This window comes from Mycobacterium sp. IDUB_28 (assembly GCF_055419285.1).
The window spans coordinates 123,583-143,097 of record NZ_JBVAXK010000007.1 but is presented as its reverse complement, the minus strand read 5'-3'; the positions used below and the strand labels follow the sequence as shown (position 1 = coordinate 143,097).

The following is a 19,515-nucleotide window of genomic DNA, read 5'->3' as shown; positions in this document are numbered from 1 at the left end:
TCGGCGACGACCGGCTCGGCCGCAACGCTGGCGGGCTCGGTCACCGGCTGCTCCGATACCTCGAGGACGCCGTCGTCGAACGGCTCGTACAGCGGCGAACCGGTGCCCGCCGGGGTCGGCGTGTCCGAGTGGGCGCCACACCCGTAGAGCTTGTCCACGACGTGCCCGTCAGCGGACAGTTCGTTGCCGCACACGCCGAACATCGAGCCCAGCGACCCGGCCAACGGCAGGAAGAAACCGCAGTCACGGCACACCCGCTTGGTGGACCGCGACATCGCCGAGTCGGGTCCGTAGTCACCCTCATGCCAGCGTTCAGCGGCATCCGCGCGACCCCACGGGCTCATCAACCAGCGTCTGCCCAGCCCGAGCTCGACGGCAACCTCGTCCAACTGCGGGTCACCGGTGGCGGTGTAGCCGGGCACCAGTCGCGGGTCGTCGTTGACCGGCGCAAGCAGGTCACCCGGACCCAGATCGCCGGGTCGCACCCGTTGTTCCCACGGCACCCACTCCGGCGCCAGCAGCGCCGACGGTCCCGGGATCAGCACCACCTCGCTGATCGTGGCATGGTCGGCTCCGGGATAGCTGGCGACGACGACAGCCCACTGCCAGCCCTGGTAGCCGGGCAGATGGGCCAGGAAGCTGTGCGTTGCGGTGTTCGGATCCTCGTAGCTGACACCCAGGTACTCGCCGACAGCCGTTGACCCACTGAACTCGGCAACGGCGGCGCGCGCCTGATCGACGGCACCCGTGAGCACCCCGGCAAGGTCCTCCGGCCATGCCGCCACGGTCACGGCACCGGCACCTTGCCCGGTCTCCTCAATGGGTCCGGTCACACTCTCCCCTCTCTGCGACACAGCCCTAATACTGCCGGAAGACACGTCCGGCCAGCCACACCGGTTGGCTACACCAGCAGTCCGCATAGGACAGAATTGAACCGTGTCTGGACGGCGGCGTGATCATCCGGGCCGGGTGGCCCCACCTCCGGGCCGCCGGACCCACAGCGACCCGGGCGGCGCTGGGCAACATCCCGGCATGGCGAACTACCCGGCGGGCGATGTCGACCCCCGCCGCCCCCGCCGCCCACCACCGATGCCCAGCTCCAACCGTTATCTGCCGCCGCTGGGCGCCGAACCACCACCCGGACGCGACATCCCGCCCGAACCGTCGCGCGGTTTCGCCAACGGTGAGCGCATCACCGTCACCCGTGCCGCGGCGATGCGCAGCCGCGAAATGGGGTCCCGGATGTACTGGATGGTGCAGCGGGCGGCCACCGCGGACGGCGCCGACAAATCCGGTCTGACCGCGCTCACCTGGCCGGTGATGGCGAACTTCGCCGTCGACTCCGCCATGGCGGTAGCGCTGGCCAACACCCTGTTCTTCGCGGCAGCCACCGGCGAAAGCAAGTCGAAAGTCGCGCTGTACCTGTTGATCACCATCGCGCCGTTCGCCGTCATCGCACCACTGATCGGACCGGCGTTGGACAAGCTGCAGCACGGCCGGCGCGTCGCGCTGGCGATGTCGTTCGCGCTGCGGACCGCTCTGGCGCTGGTGCTGATCATGAACTACGACGGCGCCACCGGCAGCTTCCCGTCCTGGGTGCTCTACCCCTGCGCACTGGCCATGATGGTGTTCTCCAAATCATTCAGCGTGCTGCGCAGTGCAGTGACACCCCGGGTGATGCCGCCGACGATCGACCTGGTGCGGGTCAATTCCCGCCTGACCGTATTCGGCCTGCTGGGCGGCACCATTGCCGGCGGTGCCATCGCCGCCGGCGTCGAGTTCGCGGGTACGCACCTGTTGAAGCTGCCCGGCGCGCTGTTCGTGGTCGTCGGGATCACGATCGCCGGCGCGCTGCTCTCGATGCGGATCCCCAGCTGGGTCGAGGTGACCGCCGGTGAGGTCCCCGCCACGCTGAGTTATCACCGCGACAGCGACACCGCGCGGCGCAGCTGGCCCGAAGCCGCGAAGAAGCCCGGCGGAACACTCCGACAACCGTTGGGCCGCAACATCATCACTTCGCTGTGGGGCAATTGCACCATCAAGGTGATGGTCGGTTTCCTGTTCCTGTATCCAGCGTTCGTCGCCAAGGCGCACGACGCCGACGGATGGGTGCAGCTGGGAATGCTGGGGCTGATCGGCGCTGCGGCCGCCCTGGGCAACTTCGCCGGCAACTTCGCCAGCGCACGATTGGAACTGGGCCGCCCGGCCGTGCTGGTGGTCCGCTGCACTGTGGTGGTCACCGCGTTCGCGCTGGTGGCCGCGGTGGCCGGGAACCTGGTCCTGGCCGCCGTCGCCACCCTGGTCACCTCCGGGTCGAGCGCCATCGCGAAGGCATCGTTGGACGCGTCGCTGCAGCACGATCTACCCGAGGAGTCGCGCGCATCGGGATTCGGGCGCTCGGAGTCCACCCTGCAGCTGGCCTGGGTGCTGGGCGGGGCGGTCGGGGTGCTGGTGTACACCGAGCTCTGGGTAGGGTTCACCGCGGTCAGCGCCCTGCTGATTCCGGGGCTGGCGCAAACCATCGTCAGTTTCCGGGGACGTTCGCTGATCCCCGGCCTCGGGGGTAACCGGCCGGTGATGGTGATGCAGGAAGGGACGCGTCACGGCGCGGCAGGGATGCCGCAGTGAAGCCCCGGGTCGTCGCAGTGCTGGCAATCGTGGCCATGCTGGCCGCCGGGGCAGGTGTCGGAACGTTTCTGCTGATGCGCCGTCAGGGCCCCCACTTCCCCACCGTCAGCGCCTATTCGAACGGACACCTGACTCGGGTCGGGCCGTATATGTATTGCAATGTGCTCAACCTGGACGACTGCCAGTCGCCGCAGACCCAGGGCGAACTGCGGGTGAGCGAGCGACTTCCGGTGCAGCTGTCGGTGCCCGAAGCCATTTCCCGCGCACCCTGGCGCCTGCTGCGCATCTATGAGGACCCCACGAACACCACCACCACACTGTTCCGCCCCGACACCCGACTGGCGCTGACCATCCCCACCGTCGACCCGCAGCGCGGCAAACTGACCGGGGTGGTCGTGCAGCTGCTGACGCTGGTAGTGGACAACGGGGAACTGCGGGAGGCCCCGCATGCGGAATGGTCCATCCGCCTGGTCTCCTGAGGCAGTTTGGGATCGATGTCTCCAACACGTTGCGCTGCATGCCTTTTGCGCCGTCGCGCGCGCATGTTCGAGCACAGTTGCGTCGGTACGACGGTGCGGTCGCCGTGCGGCAGATGAGCGGGTTGCTGCTCCAGTGGTGGCGCGAGGGTGATCATTTCGACCAGCTGAGTTCGCACCTCGAGGCGCGCGGAATGACCCGCGCGATTCGCGCCCGCGTCTCGTTCATAGCGGGATCGCTGAGCCTGGTGGCGATCGGATCGATTTGGAGTCCGGTCGGGCCGCACGGGACCGTGCCGATCGCGCTGGCGCTGATCGCCGGCGTCTGCGCCGCTGCCAACGCCCTGTTGTGGGCACTTCGGTGGCCGACCCGCCGCCAGGCGACCGGGTTCGCCATCGCATCGAGCACCGGGATCGCGCTGGTGGTGCTGGCGCAGAGCAATCCCGCCGCGGCCATGTTGGGCTGCACGACGTTCACGGGCCTGGCCATCCATCAGTCGCTGTTCCACTCCGCTCGCGTCATTGCGTACAACTTCTGCTGCGCCCTGGTCGTGGCGTCGGTGAAGACGGTTGGGCTGGTCGCCCAATTCGGCCTGGCCGGTGCTCTTGTCGCGTTCTGGTTGGTGGTGTTGCTCAATATCTCCGCGCCACTCGCGCTCTATGTTGCGGGTCAGATCCTCGGGCCGGACGCGTATCGGGCCGATCGTGATTCGCTGACCGGTCTGTTCAACCGGCGAGCTTTCTATCTGCATTCGCAACGCATTTTGCAAGAGTGTGCCGGCCGTGCCACCGATCTGGTGATCGCGGTCATCGACCTCGACCGGTTCAAGCAACTCAACGACAGGTACGGCCACGCAACCGGGGACGCGGCACTGGTGTCCGTGGCGCAGACGTTGCGGGACGGTACCGGCGAGAAGGCGGTGATCGGTCGACTCGGCGGCGAGGAGTTCGCCTTCGCCGACGAGTGGCCGCCCGGCGAAGTAGCCGAACGGGCGCAGCGATTGTGCACCGCGATAGCCGAATTGCCGTTCGGGATCACCGCCAGCATCGGCACGACCACCTTCCGGGTGGAAGGCGCTACGCCCCAGGCCGATATCGATACTGTGTTGGCCGATCTGGTGTCGCTGGCCGACGCGGCGATGTACAGCGCAAAGGGCAAGGGCGGCAACCAAGCCGGACATCACCGCCGAACCGGTGACCAAGACCCGGCACCGGTCGATCAGGACGGCTCAGCCTGATCCGCACCGTGGCCGGTCGGTACCCGCTCGCCGTCGGCCACCGGGCCGGGCGGGGCACCGTCCCCGAATGGCCTGCCGCCCAACGCTTCACGTCCGTGTGGGGAAAGCCAGTTGGTGAGGTCGGGGCCCTTGGGCACGACGCCGGTGGGGTTGATGTCTGAGTGCACGATGTAGTAGTGCTGCTTGATCTGGACGAAATCGGTGGTGTCACCGAAACCCGGCGTCTGGAACAGATCTCGGGCATAGGCCCACAGCACCGGCATCTCGGACACTTTGCCGCGGTTGCACTTGAAGTGACCGTGGTAGACCGGGTCGAAGCGGGCCAGCGTGGTGAAGAGTCGCACGTCGGCTTCGGTGATAATGTCTCCCACCAGGTATCGCTGGTTCTCGAGCCGATCGCTCACCCAGTCCAGGGCGGTGAACAACCGGTCGTAGGCGGCTTCGTAGGCGTCCTGCGACCCGGCGAACCCGCATCGGTACACGCCGTTGTTGATCTCGGTGTAGATCCGCGTGCTCACCTCGTCGATCTCATCGCGCAACCGTTCAGGGTAGAGCTGGGGCGCCCCCTCACGGTGGTATGCCGTCCATTCCGTGGAGAAGTCGAGCGTGATCTGCGCGAAGTCATTGGTGACCACCGCGCCGGTGGGGATATCGACGATGGCGGGGACGGTGATCCCTTTGGCGTAGTCCGGGTCGCGCTTGAAGTAGGCATCCTGCAGCCGCGGGATCTTCAGCACCGGGTCCACCCCGCCCGGATCGAGATCGAAGGTCCAGCTGCGCTCGTCATGGGTGGGACCGCAAAATCCAATGGACAGAACCGGTTCCAGGCCGAGCAGTCGCCGAACGATGATCGTGCGGTTGGCCCAGGGACAGGCCCGGGCGACCACTAACCGGTATCTGCCCGGCTCGACCGAATAACCGTCGCGTCCGTCCGCGGTGATGCGCGTGGTGAGGTACGTGGTGTCCCGGTTGAATTCGCCTGTTCCGGCGACATACTCGGCCATCGTCGCACCCTAGACCTTTGCTTCGGTCGGGTGGGGCACGACTTTGCGAGCCAGATTCTCGGCACTGGACGGGCCTGGCTCCCAGGGCGCAATCCACGGGCCGGTGCCTTCGGACTGGTCCAGAATGCCGTTCTCCAGCCAGGTGTAACGCCCGTCCAACACATCGTTGGTCACCCGCACGTCGCTGCTGTCGGTGTTGGTCCACAGTGCGTCGAACAGTGCCTCCACCCGCAAAGTTGCTTGCTGACAGAATATTTCGGCAAGTTCATGAGCTTGCTTCCCGAGTGCCGGGTCGGACCCGCGCTGGGCTTCGGCTCGCACGCACACCGCAGCCATCGCGAAAAGCTCCGCGCCGATGTCCACGATCCGGCCCAGGAATCCTTGCTTCTGCTCCAGTTTCGCCTGCCAGCGCGCCATCCCGTAGAAGGTGTTGCGGGCCAGCTTGCGGCTGGACCGTTCGACGAAGCGTAGGTGAGCGGCCAGCTGACCGAATTCGTGGTAGGCGGTCGGTCGTTGTCCCTCGCCAAAGACCAGTTTGGGCAACCACTTTGCGTAGAAGCCGCTCGCCCCGACCGCGGCCGCCGCCTTCTGTCGCAGGTCGGAATCGGCCTTGGCGAGATCACCGGCAGCACTGAGGTGCGCGTCGACGGCTTCCCGCGCGATGAGCAGCCGCATGATCTCGCTGGATCCCTCGAAGATGCGGTTGATCCGCAGATCCCGCAACGACTGCTCCACCGGCGCGGCCCGCTCCCCGCGCGCGGCCAGCGACTCGGCCGTCTCGTAACCCCGGCCGCCCCGGATCTGCATCAGATCGTCGGCGATGACGCACGCCATCTCACTGCACCACAGCTTGGCCAGCGCGGCTTCGATCCGGATGTCGTTGCGGTCTTCGTCTGCCATCTGACCCGACAACTCGACCACTGCATCGAGGGCGTACACGGTCGCGGCCATGAACGAGATCTGACGGGCGACTGCTTCGTGTTTGCCGATCGGCTTGCCCCACTGCACCCGCTCGCGCGACCATTCCCGCGCGATCTTCAACGACCATTTCGCCGAGCCGGTCACCATCGCGGGCAGCGCCAGGCGCCCGACGTTGAGGGTGGTCAGCGCGATCCGCAGACCGTCGCCTTCCCGGCCGATCAAGTTCTCCGCGGGTACTCGCACGCGGTGCATCCGGGTCAGGCCGTTCTCGATGCCGCGCAGCCCCATGAACTGGTTGCGCCGCTCCACGGTGATTCCGGGCGAATCCGCCTCCACCACGAAGGCACTGATGCCGCCGCGGTGCCCCTCGCACTTGGGCACGCGGGCCATCACCACCAGCAGCTCGGCGATCACCCCGTTGGTGGTCCACAGCTTCACGCCTTCGAGTTCGTAGGCCGCGCCGTCGTCGACCGGTGTTGCCGTGGCACCCAACCGTGCCGGATCGGACCCGACGTCGGGCTCGGTGAGCAGGAAGGCCGAGATGGCGCCCGCGGCACACCTCGGCAGGAACTTCTGTTTCTGCTCCGCGGAGCCGGCGAGCTTGAGTGGCTCGGGCACCCCGATCGACTGGTGTGCGGACAGCAACGCGCCGAGGCTGGGGTGCACGGTGGTGACCAGCATCAGCGCGCGGTTGTACGCCACTTGGGACATACCCAGACCGCCGTACTCCGTCGGAATCTTCATCCCGAAGCAGCCCAATTCGGCTAGGCCGGTGATGTATTCGTCGGGAATCCGGGCGTCTCGCTCGATGACGCTGCCGTCCACGTCGACCAGGAATCCGCGTAGCTTCGCCAGGAACTCCTCGGCGCGCGCCTCGTCCGCCTCCGCCGGCTTGGGGAAAGGGTGGATGAGCTCCAGCGGAAACCGGCCCAGGAACAGCTCCTTGGCGAAAGACGGCTTTTCCCATCCGCTTTCGCGGGATTCTTCGGCGACAGCCCGGGCTTGTTCTTCGCTGACCTGCGCTTGCTGTGCCATCGCCGCCTCCTCGTTGACGCCATCACGACGAGAGGTGGATACCCGCTTCGGGCGTGGCTACGCCGGGTCGAGAGCCCCCTAGGCCTCGAACTCGCGCGCCACCGCCTTGACCACCTCGGAGATCTGACGTGCCGTCTTGCGGTCCGGGTAGCGGCCTTTACGCAGTTCCGGTTGCACGGTGCTTTCCAGCAGCGTGATCATGTCCTCGACCATGCCGTGCAACTCGTCGGGGCTGTGCTTGTGCTCGGCCGGCGCATCCCGGCGCGAGGCTTCCCGGCGCGTCCTGGACAGGCTGGGCGGCGGATCGAGCAGCTTCAGACTGAGCGCCTGCGGACCGCGCCGCCCCGAAGCGATGCCGAACTCCACCTTCTGGCCCGCTTTGAGCCCCTCGACACCCGCGGGCAACGCCGACGAGCGGACGTAGACGTCCTCGCCGTCCTCCTGCGACAGGAAGCCGAACCCCTTCTCGGAGTCGTACCACTTCACTTTGCCGGTCGGCACTGCACTCACCTGCTTGTCTGATGGATCCTGCTTGTCTGATGGATCATTGGCTACACAACATAAAGACGCGTCCCGCATGCGCAGGACGCGCTGACGATCACAGATCCTACTCGGCTGATCATCCGCTCAGCATCCGGTTTACCCGGCACTCGGTAGGCTGGCGATACCGCTGGAGGAGATATGCGCCTGATCCTGAATGTCATCTGGCTGGTTTTCGGTGGGCTCGTGCTCGCACTGGGATACCTGCTGGCCGCGTTGGTCTGTTTCCTGCTGATCGTCACCATCCCGTTCGGTTTTGCTGCGCTGCGCATCGCGTCCTATGCGCTGTGGCCGTTCGGCCGGACCATCGTGGAGAAGCCGGGGGCCGGGGCCGGCTCCGTGGTCGGCAATGTCATCTGGGTGCTGCTGTTCGGGCTGTGGCTGGCGCTCGGCCACCTGACCACCGCCATCGCGATGGCGGCCACCATCGTCGGGATCCCGCTGGCGCTGGCAAACCTGAAGCTGATCCCGGTCTCGCTGGTTCCGTTGGGCAAGGAGATCGTCCCCGTCGACCGGCCCGCGCGCATGCCGGCATGACGCTGACCACCCTGGGAGTGCCGACGGTCCCCGGCGCCAGCAAACAAGGCCAGGCACCGCGCACCGGCCCGCTACTCGACACCTATGGCCGCGCCGCCACCGATCTGCGGATCTCGCTCACCGATCGCTGCAATCTGCGATGCACCTACTGCATGCCGGCCGCAGGTCTCAACTGGCTGCCGGGCGAGACGCTGTTGCGTCCCGACGAACTGGCCAGGCTGATGCGCATCGCGGTCACCCGCCTGGGCGTCACCGGGGTGCGGTTCACCGGGGGCGAGCCGCTGCTGGCGCGCCACCTCGAAGAGGTTGTCGCCGCGGCTGCCGGGCTCACGCCGCGCCCGGAGATATCTCTGACGACCAATGGCGTCGGTCTCGCGCGGCGGGTCGACGCGCTGGCCGACGCCGGGCTGGACCGCGTCAACGTGTCCCTGGACAGTGTGGATCCCGCGCACTTCGCCGCGATCACCCGGCGGGATCGCCTCAAGGACGTGCTGGCCGGCCTGTCCGCCGCACGGCGCGCCGGGCTCGACCCGATCAAGGTGAACGCCGTGCTCGACCCCGAGACCGGCGCGCGCGACGTCGTGGATCTGGTGCGGTATTGCCTGGAGCGCGGGTACCAGCTGCGAGTCATCGAGCAGATGCCGCTGGACGCGGGCCATCAGTGGCGTCGGCACGCCGCGCTCAGCGCCGATGACGTGCTGGCGGCGCTGCGGCCGCACTTCCGCCTGGAACCCGACCCGTCGCCCCGCGGTTCGGCGCCGGCTCAACTCTGGCTCGTCGACTCCGGCTCCGATACGCCGGCCGGAAAATTCGGGATCATCGCGTCGGTGTCGCAGGCCTTCTGCGCCACGTGTGACCGCACCCGGCTGACCGCCGACGGCCAGATCCGCAGCTGCCTGTTCTCCACCACGGAAACCGATCTGCGTGCACTGCTGCGCGGGGGTGCCGACGACCACGCCGTCGAGGCCGCTTGGCGCGCCGCGATGTGGACCAAACCCGCCGGCCACGGCATCAACGACCCGGGCTTCACTCAGCCAGCACGGCCGATGAGCGCCATCGGTGGCTGACACCGCGCCTGATCGTGCCGACATTCAGGTCACGGTCCGCTACTTCGCCGCCGCCCGGGCAGCTTCCGGCGCGGAGTCCGAGACCGTCGCGTTGCCGGCCGGAGCGACGGTGGCCGGCTTGGTTGAGCTGCTCGCCGATCGGGGTACCCACCTGGCGACAATATTGAGCCGATGCTCTTATCTGCGGGACGGAATTGCCGTCCGAGATGAGGCCACGGCGTTATCCACCGGCGACACGGTTGACGTACTTCCGCCCTTCGCCGGCGGTTGAAACTGTGAAATACATCACGTAACGGAACGATAACGGCCCGGCCACGCTCCGATTTCGGCCGCTCTGACCTGCACAAACGCGAACCGTTCCTGGCGTTTTGCGGCCCGCGTGTGACCAAAACGCCGACATTTCCTTAACGTGACGGGAACGCCGCGAACCGCTACCGTTCCGGGTGGTTCGTCACCCAACCCGAGCGACGAACCCTCCCTCACCTAGATCGCGCCCAGCTCCATCCGTTAGGTGAGGGATTCCGACCCGCGGATGGAGGCGGGGGACCCACCAGGTCCGCCGAGTTTCGGACCGGGGCCAATCGCGGCTCCTTGGGGTGAAGCCGACGTCGTATCAACGGTGAACGACGACGGCCGGGTGACCTCTTCCACCCGAACCCGACAGCTGACCTCGCAGGCGTGTATACGAGAGGAATTTCTGAGCGTATGAGTGGACGGCATCGTAAGCCCACTAACTCGAGCGTGAGCGTCGCCAAGATCGCCTTCACCGGCACGGTCCTCGGTGGCGGTGCCATCGCCATGGCCGGCCAGGCGGCTGCGGCCACTGACGCCGAGTGGGACCAGGTAGCCCGCTGCGAATCCGGCGGCAACTGGGCGATCAACACCGGCAACGGCTTCTACGGTGGCGTGCAGTTCGCCGCCGGCACCTGGTCGTCGCACGGTGGCGGCGAGTTCGCGCCGTCCGCCCAAATGGCCAGCAAGGACCAGCAGATCGCCGTCGCCGAGCGCGTGTTGGCGACGCAGGGCCGGGGCGCCTGGCCGGTGTGTGGCACCGCGTTGTCCGGACCGTCGCCACGCAATGTCGTGCCCCAGCCGGCCGGTTTCCCGTGGGACCAGCCCGCCGAGGCACCCGCGCCGAATACCGAACTTCCCCCACCAGCAGAGCTGCCGGCTCCGGTCGAGGAGGCCCCGGCCCAGCTCGTCGGAAACGAGCTCGCGCCGGCTCCGGCCGAGCTTGCTCCGGCTCCCGCCGACCTGCCCCCGGCACCGGCCGACCTGCCCCCGGCACCGGCCGACCTGCCCCCGGCTCCCGCCGACCTGGCTCCCGCCCCGGGCGACCTGCCGCCGGCTCCCGCCGACCTGCCTCCCGCGCCGGCGGACCTGCCCCCGGCTCCGCCGACCATCGACGCCGGCTTCCAGCCCGGTGAGGCGGCGCCTCCGGTCGACGCCGGCACCCCCGCGGGGGTCCACCAGGTGTCCACGGTGGGCTACACCCAGCAGCTGTGGCAGTCGATTGTCGGCCACGACATCGCCGGCAACGACGCGCTCGACGCGCTCGCGGCGGGCCCGGTCAGCTGACCGGGCTCAGGCCGAACCCACCCATTCTTCGGAACCGTCGTCGAAGAACTGGTGCTTCCACACTGGTAGCCGCGCCTTGATGGCGTCTACCAGCTGACCACAGGTAGCAAAGGCCGCTTGACGGTGGTCGGCCGCTACGGCGGCCACCAGAGCGGCCTCACCGATGTGCAATGCGCCGATGCGGTGACTGGCTGCGACGGCCCGTACCCCGGCGGCCTGCCCGGCCACCTCTGCCACCACGTCAGCAAAGACCTGCGAAGCCGACGGGTGCGCGGAGTATTCCAGGCGCACCACTCGGCGTCCGTTGTCGTGGTCGCGGATCATCCCGACGAACCCGACGACGGCACCGGCCGACTGATGGCTCACCAACGCCTCGTGCTCGGCGAGACAGATCGACTGGTCGGTCACTACAGCGCGTACGACCAACGTCATCGTTGGTGATCTTCGCCGGCGAGTTGCGCCAGCGCGTGGTCGAGCACCCCGGCCAGCACCCCGAGGCCGTCTCGTACCCCGCCCGGTGAGCCGGGCAGGTTGACGATCAGCGTCTTGCCGGCCACCCCGCACACGCCGCGCGAGAGCACCGACGTCGGCACCTTCGGCAAGCCGGCCTGCCGGATCGCGTCGGCCAACCCGGGGATGATGAAGTCCAGCACCGCGACCGTTTGCTCGGGCGTGCTGTCGGTAGGCGAGATCCCGGTGCCGCCGGATGTGATGATGACGTCGACCTCGTCGTCGAGCGCATCGTTGAGCGCCTCGCCCACCGGATTTCCATCGGCGACCACTCGCACCTCAGCAGGCGAAAAACCCTGCTGCTCAAGCCATTCAGAGATAATCGGCCCACACTCGTCGGCATAGGAACCGGAGGCTGCCCGGGTGGATGCGACGACCACGCGCGCGGATCGATTCACTGCCTCACCCAACTTCCGCTACGGCCGCCCTCTTTGCTGAGCACCCGGATAGCGTCGATGCGCGCGGCCGGGTCGACCGCCTTGATCATGTCGTACAGGGTCAGCGCCGCCACACTGACGGCGGTCAACGCCTCCATCTCCACCCCCGTTCGGTCGGTGCTGCGCACCGTCGCATGGATCTCGATCTCGGACTCGCCGACAGTGAAGTCGACATCGACACCGGTGAGCGCCAGCTGATGGCACAACGGGATCAGGTCGCTGGTGCGTTTGGCGGCCAGGATGCCGGCCACCCGCGCGGTCGCCAGCGCGTCACCCTTGGGCAGCCCGCCGCGGGAGACCAACCCCACCACGTCCGCGGAGGTGCGCAGGACACCGGCGGCGACGGCAGTGCGTCGCGTGGCCCCCTTCTCGGTGACGTCGACCATGTGCGCGGCGCCCCGCTCGTCCAGATGCGACAGGGCGGGCACCTCGGCGGCCCGTGCAGCGGCCCTCGGTGCGGCCCCGGCCCCGGTCATGGTGGCGATTACCAGGTGGCGACTGTCACCGGGTGGACGTAGGGCAACTCGTCGGCAGGCACCGGGAACACCACTTCGCCGAAAGGCGAGAGTGCGCCGGTGCGGTCGGTCACGAGTTCGCTCACCGCGTGGTCATCCGGGTCCGTAGTGGGCCAGCCGTTGTCCACGTACTTTGCCTTGCGTGCATCAGCCACGCGCTCCATTCTGACAGGTCCGTAAGCAGTCCGCGACGGTAGCCCGCAGGTCGGGCCTAGGCTTGATCTTCGATGACCGAACACACCCCGGATATCCCGCTGGGGTCCTGGCTGGCCGACCTACCCGACGAGCGGTTGATCCTGCTGTTGGCGTTGCGCCCCGACCTTGCCCAGCCCCCGCCCGGCAGCATCGCCGCGCTGGCCGCCCGCGCCCAGGCGCGCCAGTCGGTCAAGGCCGCCACCGACGACCTGGACTTTCTGCGGCTCGCGGTGCTCGACGCGCTGCTGGTGCTGCACGCCGACATCGAACCGGTGCCGGTCGCCGAATTGACGGCTCTGATCGGGGACGGCGCCCCCCGGGACGAGGTGCTGACGGCCCTGGACGACCTGCGGCAGCGCGCCCTGGCGTGGGGTGACACGGCGGTGCGGGTGGCCGCCGACGCCGCCTCCGCGTTGCCGTGGCTACCGGGTCAGGTCACCCTGGAGGACCGCTCCCTTTCCGGGGATCAGATCGCCGCCCTGATCGACGGGCTCGACGCGCCGCAGCGCGACGTCCTGGACAGGTTGCTCGACGGGTCCCCGATGGGGCGCACCCGCGATGCGGCGCCCGGCGCTGCGCTGGACCGGCCGGTGCCGCAGCTGCTCGCCGTGGGTCTATTGCGCCGCGTCGATGCCGAGACCGTGATCCTGCCCCGGCACGTGGGTCAGGTGTTGCGCGGGGAGAACCCCGGCCCGACCCAGCTGGCCGCGCCCGACCCGGTGGTCTCGACCGTCGATCCCGCCGCGGCCGACGCCGCGGCCGCCGGGGCCGTCATCGACCTGCTGCGTCACGTGGATGTCTTGCTGGAAAACCTCAGCGCCGCTCCGGTCGCCGAGCTGCGCAGCGGGGGGCTGGGGATTCGCGACATCAAACGACTGGCCAAGACCACCGGGATCGAGGAGCCGCGCCTGGGTTTGATACTCGAGCTGTCGGCGGCGGCCGGGCTGATCGGCAACGGCACCCCCGACCCCGAACCGGCCTACGGCGAGGCACCCTATTGGGCACCCACCACCGCGGCCGACCGGTACGGCACGCTCAGTGCCGCCGACCGGTGGTTCCTGCTGGCCGACACCTGGCTGCACCTGCCGGCCCGACCGGCGCTGATCGGAAATCGCGGCCCGGACGGCAAAACCTATGGCGCCCTGTCTGACTCGCTGTTCTCGACGGCTGCCCCACTGGATCGACGGCTGCTGCTGGACATGCTTGCCGAGTTGCCGCCCGGCGCCGGGGTCGACGCGAAGACCGGGTCGGCCGCGTTGATCTGGCGCCGGCCGCGCTGGGCCCGCCGGCTGCAACCGGGACCGGTCGCCGATCTGCTCTCCGAGGGTCACGCGCTGGGCCTGGTGGGTCGCGGTGCCATCAGCACGCCCGGCCGGATCCTGCTGGAGCAGGACGACGACCCGGGTGCGGTGCTCGGTGCGATGTCACGCGCGCTGCCCAAACCAATCGACCACTTCCTGGTTCAGGCAGACCTGACGGTCGTGGTGCCGGGTCCGTTGGAGCGCGACCTGGCGGACGAGCTCGCTACGGTCGCCACCGTCGAATCCGCCGGTGCGGCAATGGTTTACCGGGTCAGCGAGCAGTCCATCCGGCATGCCTTGGATATCGGCAAGACCCGCGACTGGATGCACTCCTTTTTCGCCCGGCATTCGAAAACGACGGTGCCGCAAGGGCTCACGTATCTCATCGATGACGTCGCGCGCCGGCACGGGCAACTTCGCATCGGCATGGCGGCGTCATTCGTGCGCTGCGAAGATCCCGCGCTGCTGGCTCAGGCCATCGCCGCGCCGGCCGCCGAAGACCTGCAGCTGCGGGCGCTGGCGCCGACGGTCGCGGTGTCATCAGCTTCGATCGCCGACGTGCTGGCTGCGCTGCGTGCGGCAGGGTTTGCCCCGGCAGCCGAGGACTCCACCGGTGCCATCGTCGATGTGCGTGCCCGCGGTGCCCGGGTGCCCAGCCCGCAGCAGCGCCGACCGTACCGGCCGCCCCCCCGGCCCAGCGGCGACACCCTGCACGCGATCGTTGCGGTGCTGCGCACGGTGACAGCCGCGCCGTTCGGCAACCTGCGCGTCGACCCTGCCGTCGCGATGTCACTGCTGCAACGAGCCGCCCAGGACCAGGAGAAGGTACTGATCGGCTACCTCGACGCGGCGGGGGTCGCCACCCAACGGGTGGTGGCGCCGATCGTGGTCAAGGGTGGGCAACTGGTGGCGTTCGATTCCGCGTCCGGACGGCTGCGCGACTTCGCCATCCACCGCATCACCTCGGTGCTGTCGTCCGATGAACGATAGCTGTCGGTGCGCCGACGATAATGGACTGATGCGCGCCGACGACGATGCAGCACGGAGTGAAGGAGGAGTGGCGCTAAATGACTGACGGACCCCTGATCGTCCAGTCCGACAAGACGGTGCTACTCGAAGTGGACCACGAGCTGGCCGGGGCCGCGCGCGCCGCCATCGCGCCCTTCGCCGAGCTGGAACGCGCTCCCGAGCACGTGCACACCTATCGCGTCACCCCGCTGGCGCTGTGGAACGCGCGCGCCGCCGGCCACGATGCCGAACAGGTGGTCGACGCGCTGGTCAGCTTCTCCCGTTACGCGGTGCCACAGCCCCTGTTGGTCGACATCGTCGACACCATGGCCCGTTACGGCCGGTTGCAACTGGTCAAACACCCCGCACACGGCCTGACCCTGGTGAGCCTGGATCGTGCGGTGCTCGAGGAGGTGCTGCGCAACAAGAAGATCGCCCCGATGCTGGGTGCGCGCATTGATGACGACACCGTGATAGTGCATCCCAGCGAGCGTGGCCGGGTCAAGCAGATGCTGCTCAAAATCGGTTGGCCCGCCGAAGATTTCGCCGGTTACGTGGACGGCGAGGCGCATCCGATCAGCCTGGAGCCGCACGGGTGGGAGTTGCGCGATTATCAGCAGCTGGCCACCGATTCGTTCTGGGCGGGCGGGTCCGGCGTGGTGGTGTTGCCGTGCGGCGCCGGCAAGACATTGGTCGGCGCCGCGGCCATGGCCAAAGCCCAGGCCACCACGCTGATCCTGGTCACCAACATCGTCGCGGCCCGGCAGTGGAAGCGTGAGCTGGTCGCACGCACCTCGCTCACCGAGGAGGAGATCGGCGAATACTCCGGCGAGCGCAAGGAAATTCGGCCCGTCACCATCTCCACGTATCAGATGGTCACCCGCCGCAGCAAAGGCGAATACCGGCATCTGGAGCTCTTCGACAGCCGTGACTGGGGCCTGATCATCTACGACGAAGTGCACCTGCTGCCGGCGCCGGTGTTCCGGATGACCGCCGATCTGCAGTCCCGGCGCCGGCTGGGCCTGACCGCCACGCTGATTCGCGAGGACGGCCGCGAGGGGGATGTGTTCTCGCTGATCGGCCCGAAACGCTACGACGCGCCGTGGAAGGACATCGAGGCCCAGGGCTGGATCGCGCCGGCGGAATGCGTGGAAGTGCGGGTCACGATGACCGACAACGAACGGATGATGTACGCCACCGCCGAACCCGAGGAACGTTACAAGCTGTGCTCGACGGTGCACACCAAGATCGCTGTGGTCAAGTCGATTCTGAAGAATCACCCCGGTGAGCAGACCCTGGTGATCGGCGCCTACCTCGACCAGCTCGACGAACTCGGTGCGGAGCTGGACGCCCCGGTGATCCAGGGATCGACGAAAACACGCGAACGCGAGGAATTGTTCGACAAGTTCCGCACCGGTGAGATCGCCACGCTGGTGGTCTCCAAGGTCGCGAACTTCTCCATCGACCTGCCCGAAGCCTCAGTGGCCGTTCAGGTTTCGGGGACGTTCGGGTCGCGCCAGGAAGAGGCCCAGCGGCTGGGCCGGCTGCTGCGACCCAAGTCCGGCGGCGGTGGGGCCGTCTTCTATTCGGTGGTGGCGCGCGACAGTCTGGACGCCGAGTACGCCGCACACCGGCAGCGTTTCCTGGCCGAACAGGGCTACGGCTACATCATCCGCGACGCCGACGACCTGCTCGGCCCGGCCATCTGACTCCGCGAGCAGACGCAGACTCGCATGCATCGCGTGTGCTGGACGCGATTCTGTGTCTGTTCGCAGTAACTAGAGCGACAGGATCGTCGCCGACGCGGTTCCCGGTGCCCCGTACACCTGCGCCAGCCCCACCCGCGGATTCCCTGGCACCTGCCGTTCGCCGGCCTCGCCGCGCAGCTGCCGAACCAGTTCGTGCATTTGGCGCAGCCCCGAGGCTCCGATCGGCTCGCCGTTGGCGATCAGCCCGCCGTCGGTGTTGACCGGCATCGACCCGTGGATCTCGGTAGCGCCGTCGGCCAGCAACTTCTCCTGCTCGCCGTCCGCGCACAGACCCGTCTCGGCCATATGGATGACTTCGTTGCCGGCGTCGGTGTCCTGCAGTTGGGCCACATCGACGTCCTCCGGCCCGATCCCGGCAGCCTCGTAGGCCGCTCGGGACGCGTACACCGTCGGCGAGACGTCCTCGTCGAGCGGCGCGAAGGTGGCATGCACCTCATAGGCGCCGTACGTGCGGGTGCGAATCTCGCAGGCGCGCACATATACCGGTTTGTCCGTGTACTTGTGCGCGATGTCGGCGCGGCACATCACCACCGCGGCGGCGCCCTCGTCGGGCGCACAGAACATGTATTGCGTGAGGGGATAGTTCAGGACCGCGGAGTTAAGGATCTCCTCCTCCGAGATCGGCTTGCGACGGAACGCGTTCGGGTTCAGCGCCCCGTTGCGGAAGTTCTTGTTGGCCACCTTGGCCAGGGTGGCCTGAGAGATGTTGTGGTCGTGCAGATACTTGTTGGCCTTCATCCCGAAGAACTTGGTCGTGACGAACTGCCCGTTCTGCGCGTACCACTGGGGTAGCGCCAGCTTGGCGGGGTCGTCGGTGAAAGCACCGCGCGGATGCTTGTCCAGGCCGATGGCGATGCCGATGTCGTACTTGCCCAGCCGGATGGTGTCGGCGGTCTGCTGAATGGCGCTGGCGGCGGTCGCGCACGCGTTGAACACGTTGGTGAACGTGATGCCGGTCAGCCCGACCAGTCGGGTCACCGCGTCGGGATTGGACACCTCGTGGCTGCCGCCGAACCCGAACTGGATGTCTTTCCAGCTCACACCGGCGTCGGACAGCGCTGACTGAATGGCCTCGGCACCCATCTGCATCGCGGTCTTGTCGAACCTGCCGAACGGGTGCAGACCCACGCCGATGATCGCGACGTCGTTAGTCATTGCGGCCTCCCGACACCGGCTCGAACGCGAAGGTGAGAACCTCGTCGCCGTCGTCGTCGGTGGTCAACGGCACAAACGTCAGCTCGACCTGTTGGCCGAACTGCAGCTTGGCCGGATCGTTCTCGGTCAGCCGTCCTTCGACGCGGATCACGTCACCGAGTTGCACCAGACCCACCCCGAACGGCACGAATTCCTTGCCGGTCGGGCCGGCATACGGCGCGCCGGGCGGGAAGCCCTGGGTGGTCCAGGCGATCAGGCTGCCGCGGCGCGGCAACAACACCTCGTTCATCTGTCCGAGACTGCAGCGGGGGCAGCGTTCCTGGACGGGGAAGGTGGTGGCACCACAATCTCCGCAGCGACTGCCGATCAGCTGGGGGTTCTCGTCGGGCCAGGTCGAGATTTCAGGGGCCAATGCCTTCTGCATCGTCAGTCCTCCGTGGACACGAAAAAAACGCGACTAACCCAGACCGTACAACAGCGTTCCGCGAAAATGGAAATCTGGTTCTCGCAATTGAAAAGGTTGCGGAGCCACCGTTCCCCCACAGCGGCGATCAGCTCAGCGCGGGGATGACTTCCCGTTCGAACAGCTCGATGCCGGACCGGTCGTAGGCCGCCTCGGGGAAGTAGCAGATGGCGTATTCGCATCCCAGGTCGCGAACCCTCGTCAATCGCTCAATGACCTGTTCCGGCGTGCCGGTGGCCGAGTCCGGAATCCCGGAGGACATCGAATCCGCCAGAGCGTCCGGCACATACGCGGCCAGCCGGTCGCGAATCCGCTGCTGCCGCTCGTTGACCTCGGACTCGGACGAGCCGAGCACCGCGGTGAAGTTGGCCGAGCGGACGATGGCGTCGAAATCGGTACCCAGGTTCCGGCAGTGCTCGGCCAGCACCTCCGATTTGTGCGCAAAGGCTTCCAGTTCCGGGGTGAAATTGGTGTACTGCGCGTACTGCGCGGCGATCCGCAGCGTCTTCTTCTCACCACCGCCGGCGATCCACAGCGGAATACCATTGTCCTGCAACGGCTTCGGGGCAACGATCGCACCGTCGACCTGATAGTGCCTGCCGTCGAAGCTGACTTTTCCGTCCCGCCAGGCATCCCGCATGATCTGCACGCCCTCGTCCAGCCTGGCCAACCGCACCCCCGCCGACGGAAAACCGTAACCGTAAGCGCGCCATTCGTGTTCGTACCAGCCACCGCCGATACCCATCTGGACGCGTCCACCGGAGATGATGTCGGTGGTGGCCGCCACCTTCGCCAGGTAGACGGGATTGCGGTAACTCATCGCGGTGCACATCTGACCCAGCTTGATCCGCGAAGTGACCGCGGCATAAGCCGCAATCAGCGACCAGGCCTCGTGGGTGGCCTCGTCGGTCGGCAACGGGACGGTGTGGAAGTGGTCGTACACCCACAGCGAGTCCCAGGCACCACCGTCGGCGTAGGTGGCCAGATCACGCATCACCGCCCAGTGCCGCTCCGGTTCGATGCCGACGAGGTCCATCCGCCAGCCTTGCGGGATGAAGAGACCGAAGCGCATAACCGGACTCTAACCCCGGCACCACAGGGCTCGACACCCAGCGCGTCGGGTGCGACCTTTCGATGC

19 protein-coding genes, 1 pseudogene and 1 riboswitch are annotated in these 19,515 nt (G+C 67.6%); of the genes and pseudogenes, 9 read left to right on the top strand and 11 right to left on the bottom strand.

Going from position 1 to position 19,515, the window contains the following annotated elements:
* Window positions 1-44: 44 nt before the first annotated feature.
* Window positions 45-833: pseudogene (locus tag ACZYZ9_RS16430) on the bottom strand (DUF3027 domain-containing protein); the annotation flags it as partial.
* 136 nt (window positions 834-969) lie between these two features.
* On the opposite strand from ACZYZ9_RS16430, the gene ACZYZ9_RS16425 reads away from it, so the two are divergent.
* Genes ACZYZ9_RS16425 through ACZYZ9_RS16415 form a run of 3 tightly spaced genes read left to right on the top strand, consistent with a single transcriptional unit; the run spans window position 970 to window position 4,342 of the window.
* Window positions 970-2,628, top strand: a complete 1,659-nt coding sequence (locus tag ACZYZ9_RS16425; RefSeq protein ID WP_463827503.1) for an MFS transporter — start codon at window positions 970-972, stop codon at window positions 2,626-2,628.
* Window positions 2,629-2,663: 35 nt separating this feature from the next.
* Window positions 2,664-3,107, top strand: a complete 444-nt coding sequence (locus tag ACZYZ9_RS16420; protein WP_463827502.1) for a DUF2771 domain-containing protein — start codon at window positions 2,664-2,666, stop codon at window positions 3,105-3,107.
* Window positions 3,108-3,145: 38 nt separating this feature from the next.
* A complete protein-coding gene (locus tag ACZYZ9_RS16415) occupies window positions 3,146-4,342 on the top strand; it encodes a GGDEF domain-containing protein (RefSeq protein ID WP_463827327.1) in 1,197 nt (398 codons plus the stop codon).
* Here ACZYZ9_RS16415 and ACZYZ9_RS16410 read toward each other — a convergent pair.
* The 3 genes from ACZYZ9_RS16410 to ACZYZ9_RS16400 all read right to left on the bottom strand — a co-directional run bounded on the left by ACZYZ9_RS16410 (window position 4,324) and on the right by ACZYZ9_RS16400 (window position 7,803).
* The gene (locus ACZYZ9_RS16410; RefSeq protein ID WP_463827326.1) at window positions 4,324-5,346 is read right to left on the bottom strand and encodes a glutathione S-transferase family protein; all 1,023 of its coding nucleotides are present in this window, start codon (window positions 5,344-5,346) and stop codon (window positions 4,324-4,326) included. The genes ACZYZ9_RS16415 and ACZYZ9_RS16410 overlap by 19 nt on opposite strands.
* 9 nt (window positions 5,347-5,355) lie before the next feature.
* Window positions 5,356-7,302 carry an acyl-CoA dehydrogenase family protein gene (locus ACZYZ9_RS16405; protein ID WP_463827325.1) on the bottom strand — a complete coding sequence of 649 codons (1,947 nt, stop codon included), beginning with the start codon at window positions 7,300-7,302 and terminating at the stop codon, window positions 5,356-5,358.
* A 78-nt stretch (window positions 7,303-7,380) separates the two neighbouring features.
* Complete coding sequence (locus tag ACZYZ9_RS16400; protein ID WP_463827324.1) at window positions 7,381-7,803, bottom strand: cold-shock protein; 423 nt, start codon at window positions 7,801-7,803, stop codon at window positions 7,381-7,383.
* Between the two features lie 180 nt (window positions 7,804-7,983).
* Here ACZYZ9_RS16400 and ACZYZ9_RS16395 point away from each other — a divergent pair, with 180 nt between their 5' ends.
* The 4 genes from ACZYZ9_RS16395 to ACZYZ9_RS16380 all read left to right on the top strand — a co-directional run bounded on the left by ACZYZ9_RS16395 (window position 7,984) and on the right by ACZYZ9_RS16380 (window position 11,024).
* Entirely contained in the window at window positions 7,984-8,379 is a 396-nt protein-coding gene (locus tag ACZYZ9_RS16395; protein ID WP_463827323.1) for a YccF domain-containing protein, read from the top strand.
* A complete protein-coding gene (gene moaA, locus ACZYZ9_RS16390) occupies window positions 8,376-9,446 on the top strand; it encodes a GTP 3',8-cyclase MoaA (RefSeq protein WP_463827322.1) in 1,071 nt (356 codons plus the stop codon). Before ACZYZ9_RS16395 ends, moaA begins: the two co-directional genes overlap by 4 nt.
* Window positions 9,439-9,717, top strand: a complete 279-nt coding sequence (locus ACZYZ9_RS16385) for a MoaD/ThiS family protein (RefSeq protein ID WP_463827321.1) — start codon at window positions 9,439-9,441, stop codon at window positions 9,715-9,717. The genes moaA and ACZYZ9_RS16385 overlap by 8 nt, the downstream gene beginning before the upstream one ends.
* A gap of 238 nt (window positions 9,718-9,955) precedes the next feature.
* Window positions 9,956-10,142, top strand: a riboswitch (cyclic di-AMP (ydaO/yuaA leader).
* 9 nt (window positions 10,143-10,151) lie between these two features.
* Complete coding sequence (locus ACZYZ9_RS16380) at window positions 10,152-11,024, top strand: transglycosylase family protein (RefSeq protein ID WP_463827320.1); 873 nt, start codon at window positions 10,152-10,154, stop codon at window positions 11,022-11,024.
* Window positions 11,025-11,030: 6 nt separating this feature from the next.
* Here ACZYZ9_RS16380 and ACZYZ9_RS16375 read toward each other — a convergent pair whose 3' ends face one another.
* The 4 genes from ACZYZ9_RS16375 to ACZYZ9_RS16360 are packed head-to-tail and all read right to left on the bottom strand — an operon-like array spanning window position 11,031 to window position 12,650.
* On the bottom strand, window positions 11,031-11,456 hold the full coding sequence (locus tag ACZYZ9_RS16375) for a molybdenum cofactor biosynthesis protein MoaE (protein ID WP_463827319.1): 426 nt from the start codon (window positions 11,454-11,456) through the stop codon (window positions 11,031-11,033).
* Window positions 11,453-11,932: a MogA/MoaB family molybdenum cofactor biosynthesis protein gene (locus tag ACZYZ9_RS16370; protein WP_463827318.1), complete on the bottom strand. Its 480-nt coding sequence runs from the start codon at window positions 11,930-11,932 to the stop codon at window positions 11,453-11,455. Before ACZYZ9_RS16370 ends, ACZYZ9_RS16375 begins: the two co-directional genes overlap by 4 nt.
* Window positions 11,929-12,447 (bottom strand): cyclic pyranopterin monophosphate synthase MoaC, encoded by a 519-nt coding sequence (gene moaC / locus ACZYZ9_RS16365; protein ID WP_463827317.1) that lies wholly within the window; start codon window positions 12,445-12,447, stop codon window positions 11,929-11,931. The genes ACZYZ9_RS16370 and moaC overlap by 4 nt, the downstream gene beginning before the upstream one ends.
* 8 nt (window positions 12,448-12,455) lie before the next feature.
* Window positions 12,456-12,650 (bottom strand): hypothetical protein, encoded by a 195-nt coding sequence (locus tag ACZYZ9_RS16360; protein WP_463827316.1) that lies wholly within the window; start codon window positions 12,648-12,650, stop codon window positions 12,456-12,458.
* 63 nt (window positions 12,651-12,713) lie between these two features.
* Here ACZYZ9_RS16360 and ACZYZ9_RS16355 point away from each other — a divergent pair, with 63 nt between their 5' ends.
* Both ACZYZ9_RS16355 and ACZYZ9_RS16350 read left to right on the top strand, forming a co-directional pair.
* Window positions 12,714-14,972 carry a helicase-associated domain-containing protein gene (locus ACZYZ9_RS16355; protein WP_463827315.1) on the top strand — a complete coding sequence of 753 codons (2,259 nt, stop codon included), beginning with the start codon at window positions 12,714-12,716 and terminating at the stop codon, window positions 14,970-14,972.
* Window positions 14,973-15,049: 77 nt separating this feature from the next.
* Window positions 15,050-16,699, top strand: a complete 1,650-nt coding sequence (locus ACZYZ9_RS16350) for a DNA repair helicase XPB (RefSeq protein ID WP_463827314.1) — start codon at window positions 15,050-15,052, stop codon at window positions 16,697-16,699.
* Window positions 16,700-16,768: 69 nt separating this feature from the next.
* Here ACZYZ9_RS16350 and ACZYZ9_RS16345 read toward each other — a convergent pair whose 3' ends face one another.
* From ACZYZ9_RS16345 to ACZYZ9_RS16335, 3 genes are all read right to left on the bottom strand, one after another.
* A complete protein-coding gene (locus tag ACZYZ9_RS16345; protein ID WP_463827313.1) occupies window positions 16,769-17,914 on the bottom strand; it encodes a thiolase family protein in 1,146 nt (381 codons plus the stop codon).
* Window positions 17,907-18,338 carry a Zn-ribbon domain-containing OB-fold protein gene (locus ACZYZ9_RS16340; protein WP_463827312.1) on the bottom strand — a complete coding sequence of 144 codons (432 nt, stop codon included), beginning with the start codon at window positions 18,336-18,338 and terminating at the stop codon, window positions 17,907-17,909. Before ACZYZ9_RS16340 ends, ACZYZ9_RS16345 begins: the two co-directional genes overlap by 8 nt.
* Before the next feature lie 127 nt (window positions 18,339-18,465).
* Window positions 18,466-19,449 (bottom strand): LLM class F420-dependent oxidoreductase, encoded by a 984-nt coding sequence (locus tag ACZYZ9_RS16335; RefSeq protein ID WP_463827311.1) that lies wholly within the window; start codon window positions 19,447-19,449, stop codon window positions 18,466-18,468.
* Window positions 19,450-19,515: the final 66 nt, after the last annotated feature.